This window comes from Micromonospora sp. WMMD1102 (genome assembly GCF_029626265.1).
Taxonomy (GTDB): Bacteria; Actinomycetota; Actinomycetes; order Mycobacteriales; family Micromonosporaceae; genus Plantactinospora.
In genome coordinates this window covers 1,616,952-1,639,863 of record NZ_JARUBN010000001.1, presented here as the reverse complement: position 1 = coordinate 1,639,863, position 22,912 = coordinate 1,616,952, and the positions used below count along the sequence as shown (strand labels likewise).

Annotated in this window: 21 protein-coding genes and 3 pseudogenes; 4 read left to right on the top strand and 20 right to left on the bottom strand. The window is 72.7% G+C overall.

Annotation, left to right across the window (positions count from 1 at the left end):
• Positions 1 to 7 precede the first annotated feature (7 nt).
• From O7626_RS07480 to O7626_RS07435, 10 genes and pseudogenes are all read right to left on the bottom strand, one after another.
• Positions 8 to 778, bottom strand: a complete 771-nt coding sequence (locus O7626_RS07480) for a regulatory protein RecX (protein WP_278060422.1) — start codon at positions 776 to 778, stop codon at positions 8 to 10.
• A 23-nt stretch (positions 779 to 801) separates the two neighbouring features.
• Positions 802 to 1,236, bottom strand: a pseudogene (locus O7626_RS07475) (DNA recombination/repair protein RecA); the annotation flags it as partial.
• Between the two features lies 1 nt (position 1,237).
• Positions 1,238 to 2,034: pseudogene (locus tag O7626_RS07470) on the bottom strand (recombinase RecA); the annotation flags it as partial.
• Between the two features lie 306 nt (positions 2,035 to 2,340).
• A pseudogene (gene recA, locus O7626_RS07465) lies at positions 2,341 to 2,955 on the bottom strand (recombinase RecA); the annotation flags it as partial.
• Between the two features lie 217 nt (positions 2,956 to 3,172).
• Entirely contained in the window at positions 3,173 to 3,373 is a 201-nt protein-coding gene (locus O7626_RS07460; RefSeq protein WP_278060421.1) for a DUF3046 domain-containing protein, read from the bottom strand.
• Between the two features lie 42 nt (positions 3,374 to 3,415).
• Positions 3,416 to 4,900, bottom strand: a complete 1,485-nt coding sequence (locus tag O7626_RS07455; RefSeq protein WP_278060420.1) for an MFS transporter — start codon at positions 4,898 to 4,900, stop codon at positions 3,416 to 3,418.
• Between the two features lie 170 nt (positions 4,901 to 5,070).
• Positions 5,071 to 6,213 carry an acyl-CoA dehydrogenase family protein gene (locus O7626_RS07450; protein ID WP_278060419.1) on the bottom strand — a complete coding sequence of 381 codons (1,143 nt, stop codon included), beginning with the start codon at positions 6,211 to 6,213 and terminating at the stop codon, positions 5,071 to 5,073.
• A 52-nt stretch (positions 6,214 to 6,265) separates the two neighbouring features.
• A complete protein-coding gene (locus O7626_RS07445) occupies positions 6,266 to 6,964 on the bottom strand; it encodes a UdgX family uracil-DNA binding protein (RefSeq protein ID WP_278060418.1) in 699 nt (232 codons plus the stop codon).
• 132 nt (positions 6,965 to 7,096) lie between these two features.
• Positions 7,097 to 8,440, bottom strand: coding sequence for an aminotransferase class I/II-fold pyridoxal phosphate-dependent enzyme (locus tag O7626_RS07440; RefSeq protein ID WP_278060417.1), 1,344 nt, complete (start codon positions 8,438 to 8,440; stop codon positions 7,097 to 7,099).
• A 5-nt stretch (positions 8,441 to 8,445) separates the two neighbouring features.
• Complete coding sequence (locus O7626_RS07435; protein WP_278060416.1) at positions 8,446 to 8,688, bottom strand: hypothetical protein; 243 nt, start codon at positions 8,686 to 8,688, stop codon at positions 8,446 to 8,448.
• A gap of 24 nt (positions 8,689 to 8,712) precedes the next feature.
• Between O7626_RS07435 and O7626_RS07430 the strand changes: the two genes are divergently transcribed.
• Positions 8,713 to 9,999 carry a bifunctional pyridoxamine 5'-phosphate oxidase family protein/GNAT family N-acetyltransferase gene (locus tag O7626_RS07430; protein WP_278060415.1) on the top strand — a complete coding sequence of 429 codons (1,287 nt, stop codon included), beginning with the start codon at positions 8,713 to 8,715 and terminating at the stop codon, positions 9,997 to 9,999.
• A complete protein-coding gene (gene leuE / locus O7626_RS07425) occupies positions 9,996 to 10,664 on the top strand; it encodes a leucine efflux protein LeuE (RefSeq protein WP_278060414.1) in 669 nt (222 codons plus the stop codon). The genes O7626_RS07430 and leuE overlap by 4 nt, the downstream gene beginning before the upstream one ends.
• Positions 10,665 to 10,675: 11 nt before the next feature.
• Here the strand turns inward: leuE and O7626_RS07420 are convergent, their stop codons facing one another.
• The 3 genes from O7626_RS07420 to O7626_RS07410 are packed head-to-tail and all read right to left on the bottom strand — an operon-like array spanning position 10,676 to position 14,145.
• The gene (locus O7626_RS07420) at positions 10,676 to 11,701 is read right to left on the bottom strand and encodes a sporulation protein (protein ID WP_278060413.1); all 1,026 of its coding nucleotides are present in this window, start codon (positions 11,699 to 11,701) and stop codon (positions 10,676 to 10,678) included.
• 18 nt (positions 11,702 to 11,719) lie between these two features.
• Positions 11,720 to 12,784, bottom strand: coding sequence for a hemolysin family protein (locus O7626_RS07415; protein ID WP_278060412.1), 1,065 nt, complete (start codon positions 12,782 to 12,784; stop codon positions 11,720 to 11,722).
• Entirely contained in the window at positions 12,781 to 14,145 is a 1,365-nt protein-coding gene (locus O7626_RS07410) for a hemolysin family protein (protein WP_278060411.1), read from the bottom strand. The genes O7626_RS07415 and O7626_RS07410 overlap by 4 nt, the downstream gene beginning before the upstream one ends.
• Positions 14,146 to 14,395: 250 nt before the next feature.
• On the opposite strand from O7626_RS07410, the gene O7626_RS07405 reads away from it, so the two are divergent.
• Both O7626_RS07405 and O7626_RS07400 read left to right on the top strand, forming a co-directional pair.
• Positions 14,396 to 15,589 carry a D-arabinono-1,4-lactone oxidase gene (locus O7626_RS07405; RefSeq protein WP_278060410.1) on the top strand — a complete coding sequence of 398 codons (1,194 nt, stop codon included), beginning with the start codon at positions 14,396 to 14,398 and terminating at the stop codon, positions 15,587 to 15,589.
• Positions 15,589 to 15,969 carry a sensory rhodopsin transducer gene (locus O7626_RS07400; protein ID WP_278060409.1) on the top strand — a complete coding sequence of 127 codons (381 nt, stop codon included), beginning with the start codon at positions 15,589 to 15,591 and terminating at the stop codon, positions 15,967 to 15,969. Before O7626_RS07405 ends, O7626_RS07400 begins: the two co-directional genes overlap by 1 nt.
• A gap of 70 nt (positions 15,970 to 16,039) precedes the next feature.
• On the opposite strand, the gene O7626_RS07395 is transcribed toward O7626_RS07400, so the two are convergent.
• The 7 genes from O7626_RS07395 to O7626_RS07365 form a co-directional block, all read right to left on the bottom strand.
• A complete protein-coding gene (locus O7626_RS07395) occupies positions 16,040 to 16,486 on the bottom strand; it encodes a hypothetical protein (RefSeq protein WP_278060408.1) in 447 nt (148 codons plus the stop codon).
• Positions 16,487 to 16,621: 135 nt separating this feature from the next.
• Positions 16,622 to 16,981, bottom strand: a complete 360-nt coding sequence (gene mnhG, locus O7626_RS07390; protein ID WP_278060407.1) for a monovalent cation/H(+) antiporter subunit G — start codon at positions 16,979 to 16,981, stop codon at positions 16,622 to 16,624.
• Positions 16,978 to 17,238: a monovalent cation/H+ antiporter complex subunit F gene (locus tag O7626_RS07385; RefSeq protein ID WP_347404759.1), complete on the bottom strand. Its 261-nt coding sequence runs from the start codon at positions 17,236 to 17,238 to the stop codon at positions 16,978 to 16,980. The genes mnhG and O7626_RS07385 overlap by 4 nt, the downstream gene beginning before the upstream one ends.
• A complete protein-coding gene (locus O7626_RS07380) occupies positions 17,235 to 17,843 on the bottom strand; it encodes a Na+/H+ antiporter subunit E (protein ID WP_278060406.1) in 609 nt (202 codons plus the stop codon). Before O7626_RS07380 ends, O7626_RS07385 begins: the two co-directional genes overlap by 4 nt.
• Positions 17,840 to 19,345, bottom strand: a complete 1,506-nt coding sequence (locus tag O7626_RS07375; protein ID WP_278060405.1) for a Na+/H+ antiporter subunit D — start codon at positions 19,343 to 19,345, stop codon at positions 17,840 to 17,842. The genes O7626_RS07380 and O7626_RS07375 overlap by 4 nt, the downstream gene beginning before the upstream one ends.
• Positions 19,345 to 19,833: a Na(+)/H(+) antiporter subunit C gene (locus tag O7626_RS07370; protein WP_278060404.1), complete on the bottom strand. Its 489-nt coding sequence runs from the start codon at positions 19,831 to 19,833 to the stop codon at positions 19,345 to 19,347. Before O7626_RS07370 ends, O7626_RS07375 begins: the two co-directional genes overlap by 1 nt.
• Positions 19,830 to 22,784: a Na+/H+ antiporter subunit A gene (locus O7626_RS07365; RefSeq protein ID WP_278060403.1), complete on the bottom strand. Its 2,955-nt coding sequence runs from the start codon at positions 22,782 to 22,784 to the stop codon at positions 19,830 to 19,832. Before O7626_RS07365 ends, O7626_RS07370 begins: the two co-directional genes overlap by 4 nt.
• Between the last annotated feature and the right edge of the window lie 128 nt (positions 22,785 to 22,912).

Sequence of the window (22,912 nt, the reverse complement as noted above, 5' to 3'; positions counted from 1 at the left end):
GAGGTCCCTAGATCGCGTCCCGATCGGGTTCCGCACCGGATTCGGCCAGCGCGTCCGCGTCGATCTGGTCGGCGAACTCGGCCGCCTCGGCGTCCCGCTCGGCAAGCGCGTCCTTCACCGCCCGGATCGCCACCCCGGGCGGGTAGCCCTTCCGGGCCAGCATCCCGACCAGCCGCCGGAAGACCGCCTCCGGCGAGCCGGTAACGGTACGCAGTTTCCGGTCGACGAGTTGCCGGGCGGTCTGCGCCTCGGTCGACTCGTCCAGCTCGCCGAGCGCCTCGGTGGCGATCTCGGCATCCACACCCCGCTGGCGCAACTCGTTGGCGAGCGCCCGGCGGGCCAGCCCCCGACCCTGGTGACGGCTGCTCACCCAGGCCCGGGCGAAGGCGGCGTCGTCGATGATGCCGACCTCGTCGTAGCGGTCGAGGACCTCGGCGGCCACCTCCGTCGAGATGCCCCGCCGGGCCATTGCGGTGGCCAGCTCGGCTCGGGTACGCGGACGTACGGCGAGCTGGCGCAGGCAGATCTCCCGGGCCGCCTCCGCCTCGTCACGCGGCTTCGGCGCCGGCGCCTCGTCCGCCCCGTCACCGGACCCGGGTGCTTCGCCGGGCCCGCCGCCCCTCCCGGGCCACCGGCCCGCGCCGGCCCCCTGGCCGGAAGCCGCCGCCGGGTCACCGGCCCTGCCTCGGCGCGAGCGGCCACTGCCACTACCGCCCGTACGGGCCGACGGGGCGGCATCCCACCCCCGGCCCGTACGGGCACCACGTCGTCCTGCCACGTCGATGTGGAGTCAGTCGACGGTCAGAAGTCCACCGGCGGCAGCTCCGGCCCGCCGGCCGCGTCCGCGCCGGAGGCCACCCCGACGCCGAGCTTCTCCAGGATCTTCTTCTCGATCTCGGCGGCCACGTCCGGGTTCTCCCGGAGGAACTCGCGGGCCTTCTCCTTGCCCTGGCCGAGCTGGTCGCCGTCGTAGGTGTACCAGGCACCGGACTTGCGGATGATCGACTGCTCGACGCCGACGTCGATCAGCGAGCCCTCCCGGGAGATGCCCTTGCCGTACATGATGTCGAACTCGGCCTGCTTGAAGGGGGCCGCGACCTTGTTCTTGACCACCTTGACCCTGGTCCGGTTGCCGACCACGTCGGTGCCGTCCTTGAGGCTCTCGATGCGTCGCACGTCGAGCCGGACCGAGGCGTAGAACTTCAGCGCTCGCCCACCGGTGGTGGTCTCCGGGCTGTTGTGTACCAGGATGCCGTCCGCGAGGTAATTGTGCGAGCCCTCGATCTCGATGTCGAACCGGTCCATCGTCTTGTAGTCGCGCCGCACCTCGATGTCGAGAATCCGTGCGGGAAGCGGATGCATGACCGGCTCCATGAACTCCGGCACCACGGCACACTGCCTACGGAACTTCGGCAGGAGCTTGTATTCCATGCATTCGGGGATGTAGGGCGCCACGAGCTCCTGGAACTTCTCCGATGCTGCGGTGGTGAACAACAAAGTGTTGACCTGGCGCTTACCTCGGCGGTCCAGTTTGACGTCGAGGCGCCAACCGTCGCGTAGGTATTCCAACAGACGTTGCCGACTTCCCTCGCTCATCGCCTCGACACAGATCTCGACGCGACCGCTGCCGCCCCTGGTTCGTTCCTGGAGCCCCTTCGAGCGCAGGGTGAAAGTCCCGTCGTCCATGTACCACACGGCGAGAGCCAGCGGAGTGAGCCCCTTGAGGTAATCCCAGCTCAGGTGCTTCTTGCCATCGCCCAGGTAGACCGCCTGACGCAACTCACCCAGCTCGGCGAGCGGTGTGAAGTCGGCGAAGACGGCACCCTTGGCGTTGGAGGTGCGACAGTGCGGGACGTTGGCCAGCAGCGAGACCTTCCAGTCCAGGTAGGTGGCCTGCTTGGCGCCGTGCCCCATCCGGAACCTTCCGCTCTCACTGTCTGGCCGGGCGGCAGGCGAGAGATTGCCGTCTCCCATCAGCGAGCCGAGCACGATCTGCCACTGCGAGGGGCCGAGCAGGTGCGGCTGGGCGAGCATCACCCGGTCGCCGACCGTAAGCTCGCCGGCCTCGCGCCAACCACCGGGGGTCATGATGAGATGGTTCCGGGTCATCGACATGGTTGCCCGACCATGTCCCGAGCCACCACCGGCCCGATCGACCTTGAACCGCAGGAACTCCTCGGTCTTACCGTTGTTGAACCAGTTGACGACCCGACGCGGCCTGAGGCAACCCAGCTCTCCGTCGTAGGAGAGCACCTCGACGTCCATCTTCTCCGTGACGATCCTGCCGAGAAGCTCCTGAGATCCGTCGGCCAGGGTCACCTTCGTATCCCATGATCCACAACCGAACATGACCCCGATCTTTTCCCGGAGCTGGTTGATGAAGATCGCGGTGGTGCCGGTGTGGCTGAGCACGCCGGTGATCTTCCGCAGCGCCTGGCTCATCAGCCGGGCCTGGAGGCCGACGTGGCTGTCGCCCATCTCACCCTCGATCTCGGCGCGCGGCACAAGCGCGGCGACCGAGTCGATCACGATGATGTCCAGCGCGCCGGACCGGATCAGCATGTCGGCGATCTCCAGCGCCTGCTCACCGGTGTCGGGCTGGGAGACGAGCATCGCGTCGGTGTCGACGCCCAGCGCCTTCGCGTACTCCGGGTCGAGGGCGTGCTCGGCGTCGATGAACGCGGCGATCCCGCCGGCCTTCTGCGCGTTGGCCACCGCGTGCAGCGCGACGGTGGTCTTACCGCTGCTCTCCGGGCCGTAGATCTCGACGACCCGGCCGCGCGGCAGGCCGCCCACGCCGAGCGCCACGTCGAGCGCGATGGAGCTGGTCGGGATCACGGCGGTCTGGATGACCGGCCGCTCCCCCAGCCGCATCACCGAGCCCTTGCCGAACTGCTTGTCGATCTGAGCGAGAGCAAGGTCGAGTGCCTTCTCCCGGTCAGGCCCTGCCGCCATGGTTGCCACCCCTGCCTTCGCCGGCTGCTTCGCTGAGCTTTTCGTCACGCGCACACGCTAGGCGCTCGGTCCGACAGAAAACAGCCGGCTGGCCGCGACCTGTGGACGGGCACCCCGCTGTGGACAATAGCCGAACAGGTGTACGACTCGACACACGACACGCCAAACTACCGTAAGTGCCCAAGCGATCACGTGGAGACGTACGTCGATCGACGGGTCAGCGTAGCCGAGCCGGCACCCGGTCGGGGTACGCCGCGCAGACCGCCCGCCACACCACCACGGTCTCCTCGCCGGCCTCCAGCGCCTCCCGGACGGTCCGGCCACCCAACTGCGGCAACACCTGGTCGGCGGCGATACTGCCGGCGTACGCCGGACCGAACGCCTGCTCCAGCCGCGCCCAGAAGTCTGTCAGCCGCACCGGAAACTCCCCCTCCACCCCGGACCCGCCGGCCCGGTCGCCTCACCCGTCGGCGCGTACCCGTGGCAGCGCCGTCCGCAACGCTAGCGCCAGCAGCGGCACCACGGCGACCGCCGCCAGCAGGTTGAGCACGGGATAGCCGGCCACCTGGATGACAAACCCGCTCAGCGCCCCGGCGAGCGCTCCGGCCAGCCCCATCGTCAGGTCGGAGAGCCCCTGCACCGACGGACGCACCTCGACCGGCACCGACTCCGACAGCAGGGTCGAGCCGGCCACCATGGTCCCGGACCAGCCCAGCCCGAGCAGGGTGAGCCCGATCGAGATCCGGACCGTGTCGTGCCCGGCCGTCCCGGCGACCGCGCAGGCGACCAGGAGCAGGCCGAGCCCGCCGAGGATCACCGCCCGCCGGCCGACCCGGTCGGTGAGCCAGCCGACCACCGGGGCGAGCGCGAACATCCCGGCGATGTGCAGGCTGAGGACCAAGCCGACCACCCGGAGCAGGTGGGCGTCGGAGTGCCACTCGCCGAGGCGTACCGGGGTCATCACCATCACCCCGACCATCACCAGGTGCCCCATCGCGACGGCGGAGATGCCGAGCCGGGCGGCCGGCAGGTCCCGGACCACCCGCAGCGCGCCGCGCAGCCCCTCGTCCCGCCCGGCCCGCGCCCCCTTGCCCGGCGCACCGCTGGCGGGCGCGCCACTGCCCGGAGCACCGGCGCCGGAAACCCCGCTGCCGGGAACGCCGCCGCCGGGCGCGCCACTGCTGGGAACGCCGCCGCCGGGAACGCCGTCGGCAGCGGTGGCGGTGGTCCCGGCACCGTCGACGGGGGTGCCGGTCGCCGCGGCGCCGTTGGCACCGGCCGCCGCGAGCCGGCGCGCGGTCAGCAGCGGGTCGGGCCGGAGGAACACCAGGAGTACGCCGGCAGCCAGCACGAAGGCGAGCACGCTGAAGACGAACGGGCCGGCCAGCACGGGTACCCCGGTCCAGGCCAGCGCCCGGTCGGCCGGCGCGGCGAGGTTCGGGGCGGTGACCGCGCCGATGGTGGTGGCCCAGACGGCGATCGACAGGTGCCGCCCCCGGCGGGTCGGCTCGGCCAGGTCGACGGCGGCGTACCGGGCCTGGAGCCCGGCGGTCGTCCCGCCGCCGAAGAACACCGCGCCGACGAAGAGCAGCGGCACCCACTCCAGCATCGCCGCGACGACGATCAGGACCCCGCCCAGCGCACCGGCCAGGTACGCGACCGCCAGCCCCGAGCGCCGCCCGCCGGTACGCATGATCCGGCTCACCGGCAGGGCGAGCAGCGCGCCGCCGACCACCGAGGCGCTCTGCACCAGGCCGGAGACCGCGGTGCCGCCGAGTCGGGCACCGAGCAGCACGCCGACGGTCATCCCGATGGTCATCCCGGTGCCGCCGATTACCTGGGTGAGGCAGAGCAGCAGCAGGGTGCGCCGCTGGACCCGGCGTACGTCGAGGGGTGCCGCCCCGACGGGTCGGGCGTCGACTCCGGTGCGCAGTTCCGTCGCCATGCAGGCCGCTCCCGTCCCCCGTCCGGACCCGCCACCGCCAGGCGCCGGGCGGCACCCGTCAGCCGCGGCAAGGAGCGGTGGGCGGGGCCATCCTTACCCGCGGATCGAAGCACGCCCGCCGGGAACTCTTCAACCCCGATTCGCCGAGGGCGCAACCCGCCCGGCCGCCGTCACAGGCCCAGATCGCGGCCGATGATCTCCTTCATGATCTCGGTCGTACCGCCGTAGATGGTCTGCACCCGCCCGTCCAGCCAGGCCCGGGCGACCGGGTACTCCAGCATGTAGCCGTAGCCGCCGTGCAGTTGCACGCAGCGGTCGGCGACCCGGTTCTGCAACTCGGTGGTCCACCACTTCACCTTCGCCGCGTCCACGGCGGTCAGCCGGCCGGCATTGTGCTCGGCGACACAGTGGTTCAGGAACGTCCGGGCGACGGTGACCTCGGTGGCCAGCTCGGCGAGGAGGAACCTGTTGTGCTGGAACGCCCCGATCGGCTGCCCGAACGCCTCCCTGGACCGGGCGTGTTCCAGGGTGACCGCGAGCAGCCGCTCGGCGGCGGCGACCGCCGCGACCGCGATGCCGAGCCGTTCCCGGGGCAGGTTCGCCATCAGGTGGTAGAAGCCCCTGTTCTGCACGCCTAGCAGGTTGGCCGCCGGCACCCGGCACCCGTCGAAGAAGAGTTCGGCCGTGTCGTTGGCCCTCAGGCCGACCTTGGCCAGCCGGCGGCCCCGGGTGAACCCGGGCGTGCCGCGCTCGACCACCAGCAGGCTCACCCCGTGCGCGCCCCGCTCCGGCGCGGTCTTCGCCACCACCACGACGAGGTCGGCCAGCTCGCCGTTGGTGATGAAGGTCTTCTGGCCGTCCAGGACGTAGTCGTCGCCGTCCCGGGTCGCGGTGGTGCGGATCCCGGCCAGGTCGGAGCCGGCGCCGGGCTCGCTCATCGCGATCGCGGTGACGATGTCGCCCGCGCAGAAGCCGGGCAGCCAGCGCGCCCGCTGCGCCTCGGTGGCCAACTCGCTCAGGTACGGCGCCACCACGTCGTTGTGCAGCCCGAATCCGAGCCCCGAGCAGCCACTGGCCACGATCTCCTCGACGAGTACGGCGTTGAACCGGAAGTCGCGCTGGCCGCCGCCGCCGTACTCCTCGGGGATGTCCGTCCCGAGCAGCCCGGCGGCACCGGCCCGGCGCCACACCTCGCGGTCCACGATGCCGGCGGACTCCCACCGGTCGTGGTGCGGCACCGCCTCGCGGGCCAGGAACGCCCGGCACAGCTCGCGGAACTCCTCGTGCACGGGCTCGTAGAGGTGCTGTTCCATGCCGGTCAGTCTGCCCCGGCGACGCACGGGGCCCAACCCGCCGTCCTCCGGCTCAGCCGAGGGCGCCGGCCACCACCAACAGGTCGGCGACCAGACCGGCGTACGCGGCGTCCCGGTCGTCGGCCCGAAGCACCGCGGACGGGTGGATGGTGGCGACCAGCCGGGTCGGCGCGACCGACTCCTGTTGTCCGGTCGGCCCGACCGGCACCTTCGCGAAGTCCTGTGGCCGCTGCGCGGACTCGGGCCAGGGCAGGATCACGCCACGGGACTGGGTGACCCGGAACGACGGGCCGAGCAGCGCCTTGGCAGCCGTCGCGCCGAGCACCACCACGACCTCGGGGTGCAGCCGGGCGAACTCGGCGACCAGCCAGGGCCGGCAGGCGACGATGTGCACCCGGTCCGGTGTCTTGTGCAGCCGGCGCTTGCCGCGCATCTCGAACCTGAAGTGCTTGACCGCGTTGGTGATGTAGAGCTGGGCGGGGTCGATGCCCGCCTCGTCGACGGCCCGCCGCAGCAGGTGCCCGGCCGGCCCGACGAACGGCAGTCCCTTCTGGTCCTCCACGTCGCCGGGCTGCTCGCCGACGAAGACCACCCGGGCGTGCTCGTCGCCCCGGCCGAAGACCGTCTGGGTGGCGTCCCGGTGCAGCTCGCAGCCCCGGCAGCCGCCGGCCGCGTCGCGCAGCTCGGCCAGGCTGCCGGCGTCGGGTGGGATGAACTCCTGCGCTCCGGGAGCGGTCTCCGTCTCAGCCATAGCGCATGTTCTACCCGCCACCCCGGCCTCACGCACCGAGCCCGCCCGGCGTGGCGGGCCGGCAAGATTCTTGTTGATCCGTGGCGAGCTGCTGACCACGGATCAACAAGAATCTTGACCGACCGGGGTGGGTCAGGCGCTCAGTGGGGTGGGGGTGGTGGTGGGGGTGGTGGCTTGGGTTATGGCGTCGGCCAGGGGGGTGATGTCCGGCTCGGCGAGCGGGCTCACCGTGATCCGGATTCCCGGGGCGCTGGCCAGCCGGAACAGCGAGCCGGGCGCCACCACGTAGCCGGCGTCGCGCAGCACCGCGACCGCCCGAGTCTCGTCGGAGACCGGCAACCAGACGTTGATCCCGGTACGCCCGTGCCCGGTCAGTCCCCGCTCGGCGAGCGCGGCACGCAGCGCGGTCACCCGCCCGGCGTAACTCCGCCGGGCCAGCGCGATCCGTTCGGCGACCGCCGGGTCCCGCCACAGCGCGAGGGTGAGCCGTTGCAGCAGCGTGGAGACCCAGCCGGAGCAGACCCGCAGCCGCCCCGCCACCCGGGCCACTGTCACCTCGTCGCCGGCCAGCACGGCCAGCCGCAGGTCCGGCCCGTACGGCTTGCTGGCCGACCGGACGAAGGCCCAGCTTCCGGTGGCGCCGGCCAGGGTGTGCAGCGGCTCGACGGACAGCTCGGCGGCGTGGTCGTCCTCGACGAGGAGTACGTCCGGGTGGCCGGCGAGTTCCGTCCGCAGCGCCGCCGCCCGCGCCGCGGTGACCACCGCCCCGGTCGGGTTCTGTGCCCGGCTGGTCACCAGCACGGCCCGGGCTCCGGCGGCAAGTGCGGCGCGCAGCCCGGCCGGGGTGGGACCGGCGTCGTCGACAGGCATCGGCACCGCCCGCAGCCCGAGGGTGGCCACCAGGTCGATGGTGTTGGCCCAGCCCGGGTCCTCGATCGCGACCGCGTCGCCGGGGCTCAGGTTGCCCAGCAGCAGCAGCTCGATGGCGTCCGACGCGCCGCCGGTCACCGTCACCGCCTCGACCGGCACCCCGTCGGCGGCCAGCCGCTCCCGGGCCGCCTCGACGAGTTCGGGGAGCAGGCCGCCGTCCCGGTAGTTGACCGGGGCACCCGCGGTCTCGGCCAGCGCGGCCAGGTGTGGGCCGATCGGCGGCAGCAGCGCCGGGTCGGGCTCGCCGACCGAGAGGTCGAGCGCGCCGGGCGGCGCGGGCAGTCGCAGCGCGGCCCGCCGGCCGGTGACAGGTGGCGTCGGGCGGATCCGGGTGCCGTTGCGACCGGCGGTCTCCACCACGCCACGCTGACGAAGCCCCTGGTACGCCTTGGCGACCGTTCCCGGGCTGACTCCGAGCCGCTGGGCGAGCGCCCGGACGGCGGGCAGCCCGGCACCGGCCGGCAGCTCTCCGGTGCGGACTCCCGCCTCCACGCTGGCCGAAATCTCGGCCGCCGTCGCCCCGGCGATCTGATAATGTGCTGTCACAGTTGTCAGATTGTACTAGAACAAAGAGCGGACGCACAATGGCCGAGCAGCCCCAGCCCCAGACGCAGCCCCAGCCCCAGACGCAGCCCCAGCCCCAGACGCAGCCCCAGCCCCAGACGCAGCCCCAGCCCCAGACGCAGCCCCAGCCCCAGACGCAGCCCCAGCCCCAGACGCAGCCCCAGCCCCAGACGCAGCCCCAGCCCCAGACGCAGCCCCAGCCCCAGACGCAGCCCCAGCCCCAGACGCAAGGTCAGGCACTGGCACCGGCACAGATGCCGAGTCAGCCGCAGCCGCAGCCGGCGGGGTCCCGGACGTATCCGCAGACCCGGCGGACCGTCGCCAGCCGGGACCGGTCGAAGATGAACTACCGGCGGGACGCCGCGCACGACCTGCTCGACGAGGCGTACCACTGCCACCTCGGATTCACCGTGGACGGTGAACCCCGGATCCTGCCCACCCTGCACGTACGGGTCGGCGAGACGCTCTACCTGCACGGCTCGACCGGCAGCCGGCCGCTGCTGGCCGCCCGGGGCGACGGCGGCCTGCCGGTCTGCGTCGCGGTCACCCAGCTCGACGGGCTGATCTACGGACGGTCCCACTTCCACCACAGCGCCAACTACCGTTCCCTGGTCGCGCACGGCACCGCCCACCTGGTCACCGACGAGGCGGAGAAGCGGCACGTGCTCACCGCCCTCGTCGAGAAGGTCGGCCGGGGACGCAGTGCCGACAGCCGGCCGCCGAGCCGCCGGGAACTCGCGAAGACAGCCGTACTCGCGCTGCCGCTGTCCGAGGTGTCGCTGCGTACCCGCACCGGGAACGCGCACGACGAGCCCGACGACTACGACCTGCCGCACTGGGCCGGGGTGCTGCCGCTGCGTACCGTCGCCGGGCGGCCCGAGCCGGACGCCGGGGTGACCGCCCCGCTGCCGGCGTACCTGCGCCCGGAACGCTCCCCCTGGCACACCCCGGCGCCGATGGCGGGCATCCACGTCCGGCTCGCCCCGCTGGCCGAGTCGCACGTCGACGCCCTCTACGCCGCCAGCCGCGACCCGGAGGTCTGGCCGCACCTGTCCGTCGCCCAGCCGGCCGACCCGGCCGGGATGGCCGGGATCGTCCGGACCGCCCTGGACGCGCACTGGCGGGGCGAGCGGGTGCCGTGGGTGCAGCTCGACGCGACGACCGGCGAGGTGGTCGGGACCACCTCCTACTACGAGATCGACCCCGAGCACCGCCGCGTCGCGATCGGGCACACCTGGCTGGGCCGGCGCTGGTGGCGTACCGGGGTGAACACCGAGGCGAAACTGCTGCTGCTGACCCGGGCCTTCGACGAGCTGGGCGCCGAGCGGGTGGTCTGGCACACCGACATCCGCAACGAGCGCTCGCAGCGTGCCATCGAGCGGCTCGGCGCCACCCGGGAGGCGGTGCTGCGGCGGCACCGGATCCGGCCGGACGGCTCGTGGCGGGACACCGTGCAGTACGTGATGCTCGCCGACGAGTGGTCGAAAGCACAGGTCAGGCTACGGGAAAGGCTTCGCGCGGCGGTCCCGGCGGGGCAATGATGACCGGCGTGCTGGGGATCACCGACATCTGGACCTACGTGCTGGGCACGGTCGCCATCATCCTGCTGCCCGGACCGAACTCGCTCTACGTGCTGACCACCGCCGCGAAGACCGGGGTACGGGCCGGCTACCGGGCGGCCGCCGGGGTCTTTCTCGGCGACACCGTGCTGATGGTCCTCTCCGCCGCCGGGGTGGCGTCGCTGCTGAAGGCGTACCCGCCGATCTTCCTGGTGATCAAGTACGCCGGTGCGGCGTACCTGGGCTATGTCGGGCTGATGATGCTGCGCGGCGCGTGGCGGCGCTGGCGTACCCGGAACGACCCGGCGGTCGCGCCGCTCGTCGACACCCGGCCGGCGGCGGCCGACCGGCCGTTCCGGCGGGCGGCGGTGATCAGCCTGCTGAACCCGAAGGCGATCCTCTTCTTCATCTCGTTCTTCATCCAGTTCGTCGACCCGGCCTATCCCTACCCGGCGCTGTCGTTCCTGCTGCTCGGGGCGATCGCCCAGGTCACCAGCGTGATCTACCTGACCATGCTGATCTTCGCCGGCACCTACCTGGCCGCGCAGTTCCGCAGTCGTCGGCGGCTGGCCGCCGGGGTGAGCACCGGGATCGGCGCGCTCTTCCTCGGCTTCGGTCTCAAGCTGGCCACCGCCAGCGCGGGCTGAGCCGGAAGCCCTCACGTGCCGCCGCCGCCACCGCCGCCGGCGGCCCCGCCCGCACCGCCGCCGATGCCGCCCTCGCCGCCGCCGATCGGGCGCAGCCCGCGCTCCGGGTCGTGGCCGGCGGCCGGCGCGGCGCCGGACGGTTCCTCGCCGGGCGGGACGCTGTCCCGGGTGTTGGTGCCGGACGGGCCGGTGTGCGACTTGTCGGGGTCACTCGGCCGGGGCGGCGGCGACGGCCGGCGTTCGGTGAGCACCCGGTAGCCGGCGGCGGTGGCCGCGTGCCGCTGTACGGCGTACCGCAGCCAGCTGTCCAGCACCGTGACCCAGTCCAGTTCGGCCGCGCCCCGGTGCGCCGCCCGGAACCGGCTGAAGCTGACGTGCCCGGCACCGGCCAGCGCCACCCGGCGGTCCAGCGCGAAGAGCACCTCCACCCGCTCCGGGTCGGTGAAGAACGACACCTCCAGCTCGCTGAACGGGCCGCCGTACAGCGGCGCCGCCCAGTACGCGATCTTCTGGTGGAACGGCAGCCGTTGGTCGATCCCGGGCAGCCGCTCGGCGAGCAGCCCGACCTGCCGCAGCTCGAAGCCGAGTTCGGCAAGTGCGCCGAGCACCCCGGCCTGGGCGGGCAGCGGATGCACGTACACCGGGCGCAGGTCACCCCGGTCGAGCAGCGCGCTGACCGCGACCTCGGTGCGCAGTCCCATCCGCAGGTTGAGCAGGCAGTGCCCGTCGACCACCGTCACCGGGGTCTCCCAGGGCACCGGCAGCTCGAAGTCGAGGACCCGGCGCTCGCCGGGGGCCAGCACGAACGCACCGGCGGCCGGCACCCGGTGGAACTCCACCGGCTGGTACTCCACCGCGCCGCCGGCCGGCTCGACCCGGGTGACCAGGCCGAGGGTGACGCGATCGACGGTTGCCGGCGACCGGCCGGCGGTGACGGTGACCCGGCCGGGCAGCGACAACCCCGGCCGGGTACTCGGATTCGGCAGCGTGGTCCGCACGGTCAGTCCCGCAGCGGGCGGAAGTCCCCCGAGACCCACCGTCACCACCTCCGGTGCTCAGCGCAGGCGGCGGCCCCGCGGGATCGGGTCGGTCTCGTCGTCGAACTCGCCGATGACCTCTTCCAGCAGGTCCTCCAGGGCCACGAAGCCGATCGGCCGACCCGCGCCGGCACCGTTGCTGACCAGCGCCAACTGCACCTGTTCGGCCCGCATCGCGGCCACCGCCTCGGTGACGGTCGCGGTCGCCTCCAGGGTGAACGGGACGGTCATCAGCTCCCGTGCCGTCGCCGCCCGGCCGGCGGTGGTGGCCCGGACCGCCTCCCGGACGTGCACCAGCCCGGCCACCTCGCCCGGTGAGTCGAAGACGGCCAGCCGGGACCGGCCGCTGGACCGGCACACCTCCTCGATCCGCTCCGCGGAGTCGTCGGGGCGTACCGAGACGATCGTGGCGACCGGCTCCATCACCTGTTCGACGGTGGTGCCCTGGAGTTGCAGCATGCTGGTCAGCATCTCGTGCTGGTCGGCGGCGAGCAGGCCGTGCTCGCGGGACTGCTGGATCAGCATCCGCAGCTCCTCCGGCCCGTGCGCCACCGCCAACTGCTCCTCGGGGCGTACCCGGACCAGCCGCAGTGTGACGTTGGCCAGCCCGTTCAGTGCGGAGAGCACCGGCCGGGCCACCCGGGCGAACGCCCGGAACGGCAGGGCGAGCAGCAGCGCGGAGCGCTCCGGGTCGGTGATCGCCCACGACTTCGGGGCCATCTCGCCGACCACCAGGTGCAAGAACGTGACCAGGCCCAGCGCGAAGACCAGCGCGACGATGTGGCTCGCCGTGTTCGGCAGGCCGACCGCGTGCAGCGCCGGGCTGAGCAGGTGTTCGATCGCCGGCTCGGCCAGCGCGCCCAGCCCCAGGGTGCAGACGGTGATGCCGAACTGCGCGCCGGCCAGCATCAGGGTCAGCTCGCGTACCCCGTCCAGCGCCGCCCGGGCCGCCCGGCCGCCGGAGGCGGCGGCCTGCTCCAGCCGGTAGCGCTTCGAGGCCAGCAGGGCGAACTCGGCGGCCACGAAGAAGCCGTTCAGGGCGAGCAGCAGCAGCGAGATCAGCAGGGCCCAGGTGGCGCTCACGAGGACCGCTCCGCCCCGCCCTGCGGCACCAGGATCCGGAGCCGGACCGAGTCGGCGACGTGCCGGTCGACGGCGAGCACCTCGACGTGCGCCCGGGGCAGCGTCGCCTCCTGGTCCGGTTCCGCCTCGGCGGAGAGCCTGATCTCCAGCCGGTCGCCGACCTCGGGGATCCGGCCCAGCTCCCGCATCACCAGCCCGGAGAGGGTGTCGTATTCGGGCGCCTCCGGCAGGGTGATCCCGGTGCTGTCGGCGACCTCGTCGATCCGCCAGCGGGCCGGCACCACCCAGGAGCCGTCGGCCTGCCGGACCGGGGCCCGCTCCGGCGGGTCGTCCTCGTCCCGGATCGGCCCGACCAGTTCCTCGGCGATGTCCTCCAGGGTGATCACCCCGGCGAAGCCGCCGTACTCGTCGACCACGCAGGCGAGCTGGCGGTGCCCGGCCCGGAGCCGGTCCAGCACCGTCGGCAGCGGCAGCGTCGCCGGCACCAGCAACGGGGGTACGGCGACCGCCTCGACCGGGGTACTGGCCCGCTTGGCCGGCGGCACCCCGAGTACGTCGGCGATCCCGACCACCCCGACGACGTCGTCCACCCCCTCGGCACCGCGGACGGGGAAGCGCGAGTGTCCGGTGTCGAGCAGCTCGACCAGCCGGCTGAGCGGCTCGTCGGGCCGTACGGTGTGCACGTCGACCCGGGGCACCATCGCCTCGGCGGCGGTGAGTTGCCGGAAGTCGAGTCCCCGGTCGAGCAGGGTGGACATCTCGGCGTCCAGGTGCCCCTCCTCGCGGGACTCGGCGATGATCTGTTCCAGGTCCTCCGGGGTCGCGCCGCTGGGCAGTTCCTCGACCGGTTCGATGCCGACCCGGCGCAGCAGCCGGGTGGCGGCGGCGTCGAAGAGCCGGATCACCGGCCCGGCGACGGCGAGGTAGAACAGCGTGGAGCGGGACAGGGCCCGGGCGAGTGCCTCGGCCCGGACGATGGCGAGATTCTTCGGGGCGAGTTCGCCGAAGACCATCTGCACGACCGTGGCGATCACCAGGGCCAGCGCGACCGCGAGCGGCGTGCTGACCGCGGCCGAGACGCCGGCCACCCCGAGCAGGTCGGCGAGGCCGTCGCCGAGGTACGGCTCGGCGACGTAACCGACGAGCAGGGCGGTGACGGTGATCCCGAGCTGGGCCCCGGAGAGCATGAAGGAGAGCCGTCCGGTGACCGTCAGGGCGCGTTCGGCGGCGACGTCGCCGTCCTCGGCGAGTTGGCGCAGTTTGTTGCGGTCTGCGGCGACGTAACCGAATTCCTGGGCGACGAAGTATCCCGTCGCCGCGGTGAGCACGATGATCAGGACAAGACCGATTGCGATCAGCACGGGGTGCTCAGCGCTCCCCGCTGTCGCGGCCGGTACGAGAGGCGCCGGGTCCGACCCGGCTGGCTACAGCTGCCCTCCTGGACAGTTGAGTCGATCACCAGACCATCCTACCGAGCCCCGCCGGCCGCTGCCGGGCAACCGCCACGGGCTGTGACCAGCCGTTTCCCGGACCTCCGACCGGGTAGAGACGCGTGTCCCGATCTGTCCCGACCCCGAGAACGCAAGGCCGGGCAGCCGAGAAGGGAGGCTCGTGTTGGGACGGGAGTGGTGCAACTGGTCGGGCAGCCTTCGATTCACCCCTCGGGAGTACGCCACGCCGGAACGCGAGGAAGACGTCCGGGCGCTTGTCGACCGGGCCCGGCAGACCTCGACCAAGCTCCGGCCGGTCGGCTCCGGCCACTCGTCCAGTCCGCTGGTCCGCACGGACGACGTACTCGTCAGCCTGGGCGGGCTGCCGCGCAGCGTGCGCCGGCACGACGACCCGAACCTGGCCACGGTCTGCGCCGGGATGCCGCTCGGCGAGTTGGGCGAGTCGCTCTACGAGGCCGGGCTCGCCATGGACAACCTGGGCGACGTCGACGTGCAGTCGATCGGAGGTGCCACCGCCACCGGCACGCACGGCACCGGTCTCCGGTTCGGCAACCTCTCCACCCAGGTGGCCGGGCTCCGGCTGGTCACCGGCACCGGCGAGGCGCTGGACATCTGCGGGCAGCGCAACCCCGAACTGCTGCCGGCGGCGCGGCTCTCCCTCGGCGCGCTCGGCGTGGTGACCGAACTGACGCTCCGGCTCACCCCCACCTACCAGCTGCGCCGGCGCAACTGGTGCTCGTCGATCGCCTGGACCCTCGATCACCTGGACCAGTTGCAGCGGCAGAACCGCAACATGGACTTCTACTGGTATCCGCGCACCGACACCACCCAGATCCGCACCCTCAACCGGGCCGGCGAGGAGCCGGAGGTGATTCCGTCCGGCGAGCCCCGGACCATGGAGACCGGCCCGAGCCACCGGACCATCCCCCGGCACCGGGACCTGCGTTTCGAGGAGATCGAGTACGCCGTGCCGTCGGAGGCCTTCCACGCCTGCTTCACCGAGATCCGGCGCCGGGTCCTGGAGCGGCACCGGACCGGGGTGGCCTGGCGGGTCCTGGTCCGCACCATCGCCCCGGACGACATCTGGCTCAGTCCGGCGTACGACCGGGCCACCACGACGATCGCCTGCCTACAGAACAACTCCCTGCCCCACCACGAGTACTTCGCCGACGTCGAGGCGGTGTTCCGGGAGCACGACGGCCGCCCGCACTGGGGCAAGAAGCACTCGCTGACCGCTCCGGACCTGCGCCGGGTCTATCCGTGCTTCGACAGCTTCCGGGAACTGCGCCGCCGGCTCGACCCGGACGGGGTGTTCCTGACCCCCGATCTCGCCCAGCTGTTGGAGGACGGCTGATGGCCGGGCTCGGCGGGCGGGTCTGGGTGGTGCCGGGCGGCCGGATCCCGTTCCCCAGCCACGGAGAGGAGCCGGAGTTCACCGGCTTCGACCAGTTGTCGGTGCTCAACACCGGGGACGAACCGGCCCACCTGGAGATCACCGTCTACTACCAGGACCGGGAGCCGGTCGGCCCGTACCCGGTCACGGTCGGCGCCCGGCGGATCCGGCACGTACGCCTCAACGACCTGGTCGACCCGGAGGCGATCTTGCTGGACCGGCCGTTCGGCTGCGTCGTCCGCTCGCCGGTACCGGTGGTGGTGCAGTTCCTCCGCCAGGACACCCGGCTGCCCGGCTCCGTCGGGCTGACCGGCACGATGGCCTTCCCCGCCGAGCCCTGACGGTCGCCGCCGAACTCGCGGTACTCGTTCCGCTGCGGACACCGTCGCCGAAACGCGGGCCACGCCCCGGCTACCGGCCGTGCGCCACCTCGACGGTCGCCTGCCACAGCAGCACCGGCGCGCCGCAGGGCGGTCCGGTCTGCGGGCAGATGTCCCAGTAGGAGGTGACGGTGGCCGGCCCGGCACCGGTGACCACGAAGCTCGCCGCCGTCACACCGGGCGGCGGCAGGGCCGGCAGGGGTACCGGGGTGAGCGCCGTGCCGGAGGTCGTGATGGGCTTCCACCAGTTGGCCGGGTTCGGATACCTGGTGGCGTCGACGGTCAGTGTCACGTGCAGGCGCTGGCGCCGGAGCAGGCAGAGGGTCCGGCCGTTGTCGGCGTTGCCGAGCCGGACGGGCCGACCGGTCGGGTCGGTGGGGGCACAGCTCGGGGTGGCCGCGGGGCCGGCCGGGGCGGCCAGGCTCAGCGCCGCCGTCACCGCCGTCGCGGCGGCGGCGAGCAACGAACGGGTACGCATGGTTCTCCTCGGTGCCGGCAGGTGCCGGTCGACTTCGCCCGTAACGGACGGCGCTCGGCACCCGGGGCCACGAATCCTATTTACAGTCTTCTATTTAGCGCAAGACTCCGACCGGACATCGTCTGGCCCGGCCGCTCACTCCACCGCGCCCGGCGCGCGGTCCCGGTCGGCCAGCTCGTCGGCGTCCAGCGAATCCCGGTCGACCCGCCCGGTGCGGTAGGCGGCCCGGCCGATCATCTGCGCCGCGAGCGGGGCGGTGGCGAGCTGCAACCCGCCGATCAGCACCAGCGTGGCCAGCTCGGCGCCGTCGCGCAGGCTCACCGCCAGCGCCAGCAGGATCAGCAGTACGCCGAGCACCTGCGGCTTGGTCGCGGTGTGCATCCGGCTGATCACGTCCGGAAAGCGGGCCAGCCCGATCGCGGCGACCAGGCTCAGCAGTCCCCCGGCGACCAGGAAGATCCCGGTCAGCACGTCCAGCGCGACGGTACAGCTCACGCCTCCTCCCCGGCGGCGAAGCGCACCAGGGCCACCGAGCCGACGAAGCCCAGCGAGCTGAGCACGATCAGGATCGGCAGTGTGGTGGCGTGCCGGTTGACCGCCGCCTCGGCGCCGAGCGCCCCGATCATGATCGAGATCAGCACCTCGGCGGCGACCACCCGGTCCAGCAGGTTCGGGCCGCGTACCACGCGGAACAGGGCCAGTGCCGCCGCGCTCGAGAGCAGGAGGGCGACGAGGATGACGGCGACGATCACGATGGTCCTCCCGGTTCGGCGTTCTCGACCGTCGCCCTGAGCAACCGAAGCTCGGCCTCGGATCCGACGGTACGGACGATGCGGGCCTCGACGGCCAGGATGCGCTCCCGGCTCCGGGTCAGGTCCTCGGCGCCGCGCACGTCCAGCACGTGCACGTAGAGGGTGCCGCTGTCCCGGTCCGCCTCGACGATCAGCGTGCCCGGGACCAGCGACAGCACCTCCGCGGTCAGCGCCAGGTTGAGGTCGGTACGCACCCGCAGCCGGACGGCGATGATCGCGTTGCGGGGCCCCGGCCCGGGGCGTACGGCGGCCCAGCCGACGTGCACGCTGGCGGCCACGAGTTCGGCGACGAACCGTACGACGAAGCCGATCACCGCCAGTGGCCGGAGCCGGCCCCCGAAGGTCACCCGGGGCAGCGGCAGGAAAACCAGGATCACGGCGGCCACCAGTACGCCGCTGACCAGGTTGCCGAAGCTGAACTCGCCCCAGAGCAGGCTCCAGGCCACGACCAGCCAGCCGACCGTGATCAGCTGGTCCCGCCAGCGTCGCCGGTCCGGAAGCCGGTCCCGCAGCGCCCGCCAGCGCAGCCGCCCGGCGCCGGTCACGGCTTGCCCTCCGGTAGCACCGCTCGCACGTACGGAAGACGTTGCCGTAGGTCGTCGGCGGCCTCGGTGCTGACCTCGAAGAGCGGCCCGGCCGCCACGGTCAGCCCGAGCCCGATCAGCACCAGCAGGGTGGTGGCGCCGACCATCAACCGGGGCAGCCGGGTCGGCTCCTCGGGATCGGCCAGCCGGGGCTGCCGCCAGAACGCCAGGCTCCACACCTTCGTCGTCGCGTAGAGGGTGAGCAGGCTGGTCAGCGTGCCGCCACCCACCAGCAGCCAGGGCATCACCCCGCCGACCGACACCCCGGCCTGGATCAGCCCCAGCTTGCCGAGGAAGCCGGACAGCGGCGGGATGCCGGACAGGCTCAGCGCCGGCACCAGGAACAGCACGCCGAGCAGCGGGGCGACCCGGGCCAGCCCGCCGATCCGGTCCAGGTGGGTGCTGCCGGCCCGCCGCTCGACCAGCCCGGCCGCCAGGAACAGGGCCGTCTGCACGGTGATGTGGTGCACCACGTAGTAGATCGCGGCGGCCAGCCCGGGTCCCGAGGCCAGCGCCACCCCGAAGAGCAGATAGCCGATGTGGCTGACCAGGGTGAAGGACAGCAGCCGCTTGATGTCGGACTGCGCGATCGCGCCCAGGATGCCGACAAGCATGGTCAGCAGGGCCAGGGCCAGCAACACCTCGGCGGCGCGGCGGTCCGGGAAGAGCAGCGTCTCGGTCCGGATGATCGCGTAGATGCCGACCTTCGTCAGCAGGCCGGCGAAGACCGCGGTGACCGGCGCCGGAGCGGTCGGGTAACTGTCCGGGAGCCAGGCCGCCAGCGGGAAGACCGCCGCCTTGATGGCGAAGGCGAGCAGCAGCAGCCCGTGCAGCGCCAGCCGCAGGTCCGAGGGCAGGGCGTCCAGCCGGCCGACCAGCTGGGCGAGGTTCAGCGTGCCGGTCGCGGCGTACACCAGGGCGATCGCGGTGAGGAAGATCAGCGACGAGAGCAGGCTGACCACGACGTACGTGGTGCCGGCCCGGATGCGCTCCTCGGTGCCGCCGAGGGTGAGCAGTACGTAGCTGGCCGAGAGCAGCACCTCGAAGCCGACGAAGAGGGTGAACAGGTCACCGGAGAGGAAGGCGTTCGTCACCCCGGCCGTCATCACCAGATAGGTGGGGTGGTAGATGACCACCGGGGCGTGCACCCCGGGATCGGCCTGGTCCTCGCCGATCGAGTAGAGCAGCACGCAGAGCGTCACCGCCGCCGAGACCGCCAGCATCAGCGCGGCCAGCTGGTCGGCGACCAGGACGATGCCGAGCGGGGCCGGCCAGCCACCGAGGCGTACGACGAGCGGGGCGTGCCAGTGCGCGTTCAGCAGCAGCAGGAGTGCGACGACCAGGGTGATGGTCAGGACGCCGACGCTGATCATCCGCTGCGCCACCGGCCGGCGGGCCAGCACCAGGGTCAGCGCGGCACCCAACAGCGGCATCACCACCGGCAGCGGTACGAGGTACCTCATCAGTCCGGCCCGTCGTCGAGTCGGCGCGGCGGCGGTTCCGGGTCGACCTGCTCCGGGTCGACGCCGGGCACCCCGTCGGGCGGCGCCCACGGCCCCTCCCCGGCGTTGTCGTCCGGGCCGGCGAGTTCGTGCCGCTCGGCGCGGCGCACGATGCGGCGGTCCTCCGGGTCGTCGCGTACCTCGTCGTGGCCGGTCAACTGCCAGCTCCGGTACGCCATCGCCAGCAGGAACGCGGTCAGGCCCAGGGTGATCACGATCGCCGTCAGCACCATCGCCTGGGCCAGCGGATCGCTCATCTCCGCGGTCGGCGTGACGCCGAGGATCGGTGCCCCGCCGGACCGGCCGCCGAGCAGGATCAACAGGTTGGTGCCGTTGGTGAGCAGGATGGTGCCGATCAGCACCCGACTGAGGGTGCGTTCCAGCAGCAGGACGACCCCGCAGCCGAAGAGCACCCCGACGACCAGCGCCAGCACCAGGTTCGGTCTCACCGCCGACCCTCCGTGCCAGCCGGCCCGGGACCGGCGGTCGGGTCGGCACCGCCGATCGGGCCAGGGGCAGCGGCCGGTCCGGGGTGGCCGGCCGGATCCGGGCCGGCCGCGGCGTCCACCGACCGCGGCGCCGGTCCCGGCGGCCGGTCCGTGCGCAGCCCGGTGCCCGGCTCGTCCTCCACCTCGATCTGCCGGTCCACCTCGGCACCGAGGCTGCGCAGGATGTCCAGCATCAGGCCGACGACGATCAGGTAGACACCGATGTCGAAGAAGACCGAGGTGACCAGGTGCAGCTCCCCGACCAGCGGCAGCTCCCAGTTGAGCTGGAAGCTGCGCAGGATCTCCCCGCCGGTCGTCATGGCCAGCAACCCGGTGCCGACCGAGACGAACAGGCCGACCCCGAGCAGCATCCCGGCGTCGACCGGGGCCGCCTGGTCGAGTTCGTGCCGTCCGCTGGCGAGGTAGCGGACCGCGAGCGCGAGTCCGGCCACCAGACCCGCGACGAAGCCGCCACCGGGGGCGTTGTGCCCGGAGAAGAGCAGGAAGATCGAGAAGAGTACGACGGTGTGGAAGATCAGCCGGACGACCACCTCGAAGACGATCGACCGGCTCCGGGTCCGCAGCGTGGGCCCGGCCCGCAGCCAGACCCGCTCGGCGCCGGGCGGCGGAAGCTCCTCCGGCCGGACCCGGTCCGGACCGCGCTTGCGCTGGAAGATCAGGCTGGCCACCCCGGTCGCCGCCACCACCAGCACGGCGATCTCGCCCATGGTGTCCCAGGCACGGATGTCCACCAGGGTCACGTTCACGATGTTGCGGCCGTACCCGAAGGACTGCGCCGGTCCGGGAAACTCGGTCGCGACCGTCGGTGCCCGCCGGGCCCCGGCCGCGACCACCGCCGCCGCGCTCACCACGGTCGCGACCGCCACCCCGAGGGCGACCCGGAACCACCGGCTGCGCCGCAGCGGACGCACCGAGAACCGTTCCGGCAGCCGGCGCAGCACCAGGACGAAGATCACGATGGTGACGGTCTCCGCCAGGAACTGCGCCAGCGCCAGGTCGGGCGCGCCGTAGAGCACGAACAGGACACCGACGCAGTACCCGGAGACGCCGGTCAGGATCACCGCGGTCAGCCGCCGTCGGGCCTTCACGGCGAGCACCGCGGCGACGGCGAGCACCACCCCGACGACGGCCTGGATCGGGTTGTCCCAGGCGCGGACGTGATCCGGCCACGAACCGCCCAGCAGCGCGCCGCCCAGCACCACCAGCAGGACCAGCAGGATGACACCGAGGTACTGCGGCAGCGAACCGCGCTGGGTCGCCCCGGTCACCACCACGGCCAACCGGTCGAGTCCCCGGCTCAGCACCTGGTAGGCGGTGTCCCCGTCGAACGGCGCCCGCACCCGGGCCTGCACCGCCCCTACCGGAGTCCGCAGCAGGAAGAGCAGCAGACCGGCGGAGAGCGCCAGCAGGGACAGCACGATGGTGAGCCCCGATCCGGGCAGCAGCCCGAGTTCGTGCGGGATCGGCCCGAAGAGCCGCGGATAACCGGCGAGCGCCTCGCCGACCGTCCCGGCCAGTACGCCGAGCACCACGACCGCGACGGCGAGCACGGCAGCCGGGGCGAGCAGGATCGCCTCGACCGGCCGGGACGGGGTCGGCTCCGCGTGCGGCCGGCTCCCGAACGCCCCCCAGGCGAACCGGATGCTGTACGCGGTACTCAGTGTCGACCCGAGCACCATCGCGGTGAGCAGCAGCGGGTCGCCGGTGAACGCGGTCAGCACCGCCTCCTTGCTGACGAACCCGAACAGCGGCGGTATCCCGGCCATCGAGGCGGTGGCGAGCAGGCCGGTCGCGCAGACCACCGGCATCCGCCGCCACAGCCCGGAGAGCAGGGCCAGGTCCCGGGTACCGGCCCGCTTGTCGATCACCCCGACCACCAGGAACAGGGTCGCCTTGAGCATGGCGTGCCCGAGCAGCAGCGCCATGCCGGCGAGCGCGGCGTCCGGGGTACCGGCGCCGAAGAGTACGACAAGCAGCCCGAGCCGGCTGACCGTGCCGTACGCCAGCAGCAGTTTCAGGTCGACCTGGCGCATCGCCGCCCAGCCGCCGGCCAGCATGGTGACGATCCCGGTCAGGTAGACGATCGGGCGCCACGGGCCGACCTGGGCGTAGCCGGGGGCGAGCAGGGCGACCAGGTAGACGCCGGCCTTCACCATCGCGGCGGCGTGCAGGTAGGCGCTGACCGGGGTGGGTGCGGCCATCGCCGCCGGCAGCCAGAAGCTGGTCGGGAAGATCGCCGACTTGCTCAGCGCGCCGACCAGGATCAGCACCAGCGCGGTCCCGAGGTACCCGCCGGGCGGCGGCGGCCGGGCCGCGATCTCCGACCACCGGTACGTGCCGGCATGCTGGCCGAGCATGACGAAGCCGACAAGCATGGCCAGCCCGCCGAGGGTGGTGACCAGCAGTGCCTGGTTGGCCGACCGCCGGCTGGCCTGCTGCTCCGGATGGTGTGCGATCAGCAGGTAGGAGAAGACGCTCGTCAGTTCCCAGAAGACGTAGAGCAGCAGCAGGTCGTCGGCGACCACGACCCCGAGCATGGCGCCGGCGAAGCCGACGAAGACGGCGGCGAACCGGCCGAGTCCGGGCTCGTCGGCGTCGAAGTAGCGGACGCAGTAGACCAGCACCAGCGCGCCGATCCCGCCGACCAGCAGCACCATCAGCCAGGAGAGGGTGGTGACCCGCAGGGCCAGCCCGATACCCAGTTCCGGCACCCACGGGTACGCCTCGACGACCGCCCCGCCGGCCGTCACGACACCCGTCTGCCCGAGTGCCCAGCCGAACGCGGCGGCCGGTGGCAGCGCCAACGGCAGGAAGGCCAACCGGCCCCACCGGTGCACCAACGCGGGCGCCAGCGCCGCAGCCACCAGGTGCAGCGCCAGCAGCATCAGCATGCGTACTCCAGGTAGGTGCCGGCACGGCCCGGCGGCGAGGACGTGGACTCAGACAGATCACACGGCGAAGTCCGGCTCGGCGCCCGAAATGGCGCGAAACCACCCGAGCGGGGCGGTATCGCTGTTCG

Bases quoted from the DNA above. Each gene is read 5' to 3' on its own strand.
- O7626_RS07455 (WP_278060420.1), bottom strand. From the start codon at position 4,900: ATGGCGACGGAACTGCGCACCGGAGTCGACGCCCGACCCGTCGGGGCG.
- O7626_RS07450 (WP_278060419.1), bottom strand. From the start codon at position 6,213: ATGGAACAGCACCTCTACGAGCCCGTGCACGAGGAGTTCCGCGAGCTG.
- O7626_RS07445 (WP_278060418.1), bottom strand. From the start codon at position 6,964: ATGGCTGAGACGGAGACCGCTCCCGGAGCGCAGGAGTTCATCCCACCC.
- O7626_RS07430 (WP_278060415.1), top strand. From the start codon at position 8,713: ATGCCGAGTCAGCCGCAGCCGCAGCCGGCGGGGTCCCGGACGTATCCG.
- leuE (WP_278060414.1), top strand. From the start codon at position 9,996: ATGATGACCGGCGTGCTGGGGATCACCGACATCTGGACCTACGTGCTG.
- O7626_RS07400 (WP_278060409.1), top strand. From the start codon at position 15,589: ATGGCCGGGCTCGGCGGGCGGGTCTGGGTGGTGCCGGGCGGCCGGATC.
- O7626_RS07395 (WP_278060408.1), bottom strand. From the start codon at position 16,486: ATGCGTACCCGTTCGTTGCTCGCCGCCGCCGCGACGGCGGTGACGGCG.
- O7626_RS07375 (WP_278060405.1), bottom strand. From the start codon at position 19,345: ATGAGGTACCTCGTACCGCTGCCGGTGGTGATGCCGCTGTTGGGTGCC.
- O7626_RS07365 (WP_278060403.1), bottom strand. From the start codon at position 22,784: ATGCTGATGCTGCTGGCGCTGCACCTGGTGGCTGCGGCGCTGGCGCCC.